This is a genomic window from Microcystis sp. M53603_WE2 (genome assembly GCF_030065435.1).
Map to the genome: position 1 here is coordinate 1 of NZ_JASJFF010000343.1, position 5,051 is coordinate 5,051.

General features: G+C 44.0%; 4 protein-coding genes and 1 pseudogene. All 5 read right to left on the reverse strand.

Going from position 1 to position 5,051, the window contains the following annotated elements:
- Positions 1–72: 72 nt before the first annotated feature.
- Positions 73–2,004 (reverse strand): SUMF1/EgtB/PvdO family nonheme iron enzyme, encoded by a 1,932-nt coding sequence (locus PX481_RS07415; RefSeq protein ID WP_288094186.1) that lies wholly within the window; start codon positions 2,002–2,004, stop codon positions 73–75.
- Between the two features lie 470 nt (positions 2,005–2,474).
- Positions 2,475–2,819 (reverse strand): FitA-like ribbon-helix-helix domain-containing protein, encoded by a 345-nt coding sequence (locus PX481_RS07420; protein ID WP_288094188.1) that lies wholly within the window; start codon positions 2,817–2,819, stop codon positions 2,475–2,477.
- Between the two features lie 336 nt (positions 2,820–3,155).
- Positions 3,156–3,914, reverse strand: coding sequence for a PP2C family serine/threonine-protein phosphatase (locus PX481_RS07425; protein ID WP_045356219.1), 759 nt, complete (start codon positions 3,912–3,914; stop codon positions 3,156–3,158).
- Positions 3,915–3,927: 13 nt separating this feature from the next.
- Positions 3,928–4,584 carry a vWA domain-containing protein gene (locus PX481_RS07430; protein ID WP_288025417.1) on the reverse strand — a complete coding sequence of 219 codons (657 nt, stop codon included), beginning with the start codon at positions 4,582–4,584 and terminating at the stop codon, positions 3,928–3,930.
- Between the two features lie 369 nt (positions 4,585–4,953).
- Positions 4,954–5,051 (reverse strand): annotated as a pseudogene (locus PX481_RS29625) (thioredoxin); the annotation flags it as partial.

Genomic DNA, 5,051 nt, shown 5'->3' on the forward strand with positions numbered 1-5,051 from the left:
AGCATCGGGATCACTGTCAGGAGAGCCCATGAGACATTTACCTGCTGGTAAGCCTACCATTTCCAGTGTTATTCACTTGGATATTTTTTCGGTAAATGGAGTTAGCTTTGCTGGGGGAGGTGGTGGCGAAGAGGGCGCTGGAGGCGCTACTTTAGGTAACGGTGTAGATGTCACAGTAGCGATAGGTAACTGTGTAGATGTCACAGTGGGGACGCACACCACCCGAAAACCGAGGCTGACGGCCAGAAAACCGCCGCCGCTGCGGGCGCGAGACGCGGAACGGCAATACCCGGGATCGAGGCCCCAACAGCCGCCACGAATTATATGAGAAATATGATAATTATCGTCATTTTTTGTTAGCCAGGCACTGCCATCACTTGGCGCATTTTTATAGCTATCATGCCAATAATCTTCGCACCACTCCCAAACATTGCCACTCATGTCATAGAGTCCCCAAGCATTGGGCTTTTTCTGGCCCACAGGATGAGTTGTCTCCTGAGAATTTCCTTTATACCAAGCGTAATCTCCTAACTGATTAGCATCATCACCGAAATAATAGCGAGTAGTGGTCCCCGCACGACAAGCATATTCCCATTCCGCTTCCGTCGGTAGGCGATAGGTTTTCCCGGTTATTTGACTCAATTTCTGACAAAAGGCTTGAGCGTCGTCCCAGCTATAGCTAACATCTTCTACCGGATTTTGCGGATTATTTTTAAACCAAGAGGGATTGGTTCCCATTACTGCTTCATATTGCGCCTGAGTAACTGGATATTTCCCAATCGCAAAACTGTTTACTTGAACTTGGTGTTGAGGCTTTTCCCAACTTGCAGCATCGGGATCACTATCAGGAGAGCCCATGAGAAATTGACCTGCTGGTAAGCCTACCATTTCCAGTGTTATTCCATTGGGTAGGTTTTCGGTAAAGTTTGTCAGTGGAGTTGGCGCTACTTTAGGTGACGGTGTAGATGTCACATTAGCGATACTTTTACCCGGAAAAATATCAAAATTTAAATCACTAGATCGCTCACACCAATAACACTTTCCGTAACTGCGGTTGTAGTAATGATTATCAACTTTGCCACAGCGTATAACCTCTTTTAGTGCAGCTTCCAAAGTACCACGCCATTCCTCAGCCGTCGGTCGTCTGTGGGGGAATTTATGTCCCTCATTGAAACAGCGCAAAAATAGGGCGTGTAAGTCGGGATGTAAAATATTTAATGGGATTGTTGTATTACTAGGTACAACCAATTTATCACCAGAAAAAGGCCAGAGTCCCCGTCGAATTAGTTCCGACTGTTCCAGGGAATCTCCTGCTCCTTGCCACAATCCCCGAAACGGCGGCCCGCTAAATAATAGATAATAAATAACAACTCCTAATCGAAAGCGATCATGCACTTCTGTTTGATCTACATCTGCTATATTTACTCCAATTAATTCCGCCGGTGTAAATCCTTCTGAACCAACTAAACACCGATATATTTTACTACTATCCGGATCTGATACTTGAAATGAATCTGTATCAATAATTGTAGGCAACGCCCGATTATTCACTAAGATATTTTCTAGCTTGATGTCTCCCAAAACATAACCTTTAGCGTGAATTGCTTGGATAATAGCGGCTATGTTCCGCGCTACTACATGAAGAAAATACCAATTAGCTTCTAACTTGTCTTGTCTTCTTAACTTGGGCGTACAAAGCTTTAATAATGTTTCTGAACCCACCACTTCTGGCATTAAAAAACCAGCGACTTTTCCCTGGTTATCTTCCAAGATAGAATAGGGCCAAGCGAAGGAAATATGGTTAAGATGAGCATTAGGATCCCCAGGCCGATTTCTCACCATTAACTGTAATTTATCAACCCTTTCATTATGGGGATTGTGGTAGATTTTCGCTAAGTACCCATTAAAGTTAGTGTGCCATACTTTCGCTTCGCCACTGTTCGCCAGTTCTTGCGTCAGTGTAATCCAGCGATTCTGTAGTTGACAGCGATAAGTTAAAGACATCAAAAAATCTCCGAGTATTTGTGCTGTTCAGAAAAATTTATCTAGTCGTTTCTAATAAGTTAGATATAAGTAGCTGGTTATAATTAAATTGAAGATAGATTTTGGGTTCGATCCCCCCTGCCCCCCTTAATAAGGGGGGTGCCGATCCCCCCTGCCCCCCTTGATAAGGGGGGTGCCGATCCCCCCTGCCCCCCTTGATAAGGGGGGTGCCGATAGGCGGGGGGATCCCCCCTGCCCCCCTTGATAAGGGGGGTGCCTGACAACTTTTAACACCTACCTACTTATTATAAGTGTGAGCATCTTGCTCACTTACTAATAATATTAAGTAGCTGGTTATAATTAAATTAAAAATGGATTTTGCCTTTAATCCCCCCTTGATCCCCCCTTGATAAGGTAGGGTTGATTCATGAATCAACCCTACCCTTGATAACGGGGGTGTCTGATAATTTTTAACGCCTACCTACTTAGTATCAATCAAATACTGGTTTGGCTGTGTCATCTTGAACGCGATCGAAGTCTGAATCGTTGCCAACGTTGGGAATCTGGCATAGCACCTCTGCTAGGGATTTTCGTTGCGGTTGCAGCAAGGCTTTTTCTAAGATTTGGCGGTGTTCGGCTTCGGCACTGATCCCGTGTTGGCTGGCTCGCTTTTTGAGAGCTTTGACGATGGCTTCATCGATATTGCGGACGATTAAATCTGCCATAGGTTGTATAGTTAATTGCTGCTTTGATGTCGAAAAAGATACTGTTTCTTGGGTAAGGAATTCATCACCTAACGGCGGAATATCAGAATAATCGATATTCTCATCCGTCATCGCATCAATTCTCTTCAAGTCGCTTTTGATAGATTTTTTGCTCACGATTGTTTTACCTAGGAACGCTATGATCCAGAAACCCGGTTTCTTAAACCCCTCAGCCTTAGTCCCATCGTAGGTTGGGTTGAACGATAGTGAAACCCAACACTTTTTAATAATTGAGTTGGGTTTCGTTCCTCAACCCAACCTACAGATTACTTTTGATAGATTTTCTGCTCACGATTGTTTGAGGTAGATTCGTTAATATTAGGTCCCAAGGTAGCACCTTGACACAAGGGATCAAAAATTTCGATCCAGAAACCGGGTTTGTCAAACAAACCCGGTTTCTTAAACCCCTCAGTTTCTTAAACAAAAAGCTAGGAGTAAGGTTTTATCATCGGTTGTTAACTTATTTAAATCCTCCCGCTCTAAAAATTCTTTGAGATCTTCCTGCAATGGCGTTTCTGTCTGTTGTAAATATTCCTCTAATGGCTGAAAAAAAGGCGGAAAAGGCTGCCAATTTTTATAATCGATCGATACCTTTTCCACTCCATCTGTCGCCACACAAATAAAGGCAACTGGCTCGGTTAAAACTTTTATTTGCATATCCTCCAAAGCATTACTAGAAATAACAAAAGTGGTTTCATTGATGTATTCCCCCTTGTCAGGCTGCAACAATAACTGATAATTTCCACCCAGAGGTTTGAAGACAATAAAACCATCTCCTATCTGCATCGCCGCTAACCGTTTTGAAGTAACCAAAACAACCAGTAAAGTTGTCGCTAGATCATTAATGTCTAACTGTTCTTTTTCGGTTTCTTCTTGGAGAATTTGCTGAACATAAGCCAACAGTCGCCGGAATATTTCCTCTAATTCTGCTTCAGTTTCAGTTGCCGCAAATGCTGTTTTTTTGAGATTTTCCTCTAAAAATTGCAGCGCTGCTTTAACTGTTATTTTCGCCCCCAAATCCGAACGTTTGGCACTACCGGCCCCATCGGCCACGGCTCCAATCAAAACATCCTGACCCAATAATTTATAAGCACCATAATCTTGACAGGGTAATCCCCCTTGCACATGAAAACTACCGATTACCGATTGACACAACGTTCTCCACATAATTAACTGTCCTCTAGGTGGTAATTTGTCCCCAATTCACTGGTGGTAAATCGATCGCCTCTCCAATTTTACCACCAGAAACTCGTTTCATTGAGTTACTTAACCACTGAAATAAATCCCGAAAATCTAACCCATTGAGTAACACGGGGGGATTATTAGAAATCTGTTTGAGCTTCTCCATATCGGCCCCCTGAACACCTACAGAAAAAAATAAAACCCGATTTTCTGCTTCTCCTTGTTTTACCCGTTGCGCCGCCAGATTCCATTGATCCGTAGGCGCACCATCAGTAATTAAAAATATCCAGGGACGATAATATTGGATACCATAACTTTTATAAATCGCCTTACGATCTTCGATTAAATCTAAGGCCAATTCAATCGCTTTTCCCATCGGAGTTAAGTCTCCTGCGGTTAAAGTAGGTGGCGTAAATTGGTCAATCCCGACAAAATCTTGCACGGTTTTAACCCCTCCATTACCAAAGGTAACAATGGCGGTTTCTACACTCAACGTCGCTTGGGTATCCCGCATCACATCCTGCTGAAAGGTTTTGATACCATCATTGAGAGCCTTAATCGGTTCCCCTGACATTGAACCAGAGGTATCTAGTAGTAATACCACAGGACAGCGATTTTCCTGATTTTCGACAAATTCAGCCACACCAATCGGCATTTTTTGCAAGCCTCCTAATTTTTTGAACTGGGGGAACTATGGGTATCTTAGGAATTGGGATTATCTACTTTTTGTCCTATTATATTATCTCTGCCAGTCCCATCAGAAAAGACATCTTTCCCTTAAGCAGGCAGGTGTTAAAAGTTGTCAGACACCCCCCTTATTAAGGGGGATCCCCCCGCCTATCGGCACCCCCCTTATCAAGGGGGGCAGGGGGGATCGGCACCCCCCTTATCAAGGGGGAGCCCCCCGCCTATCGGCACCCCCCTTATCAAGGGGGAGCCCCCCGCCTATCGGCACCCCCCTTATCAAGGGGGGCAGGGGGGATCGACCCCAAAATATATCTTCAATTTAATTATAACCAGCTACTTAAGCTAAACGCAGGATTTGATTTTTGGCCATTAGTCGCAGGGTTTGTTGCAATTCCTCGCGACTGTGAATTTCCTCCAGACGATGAACGGGAACAC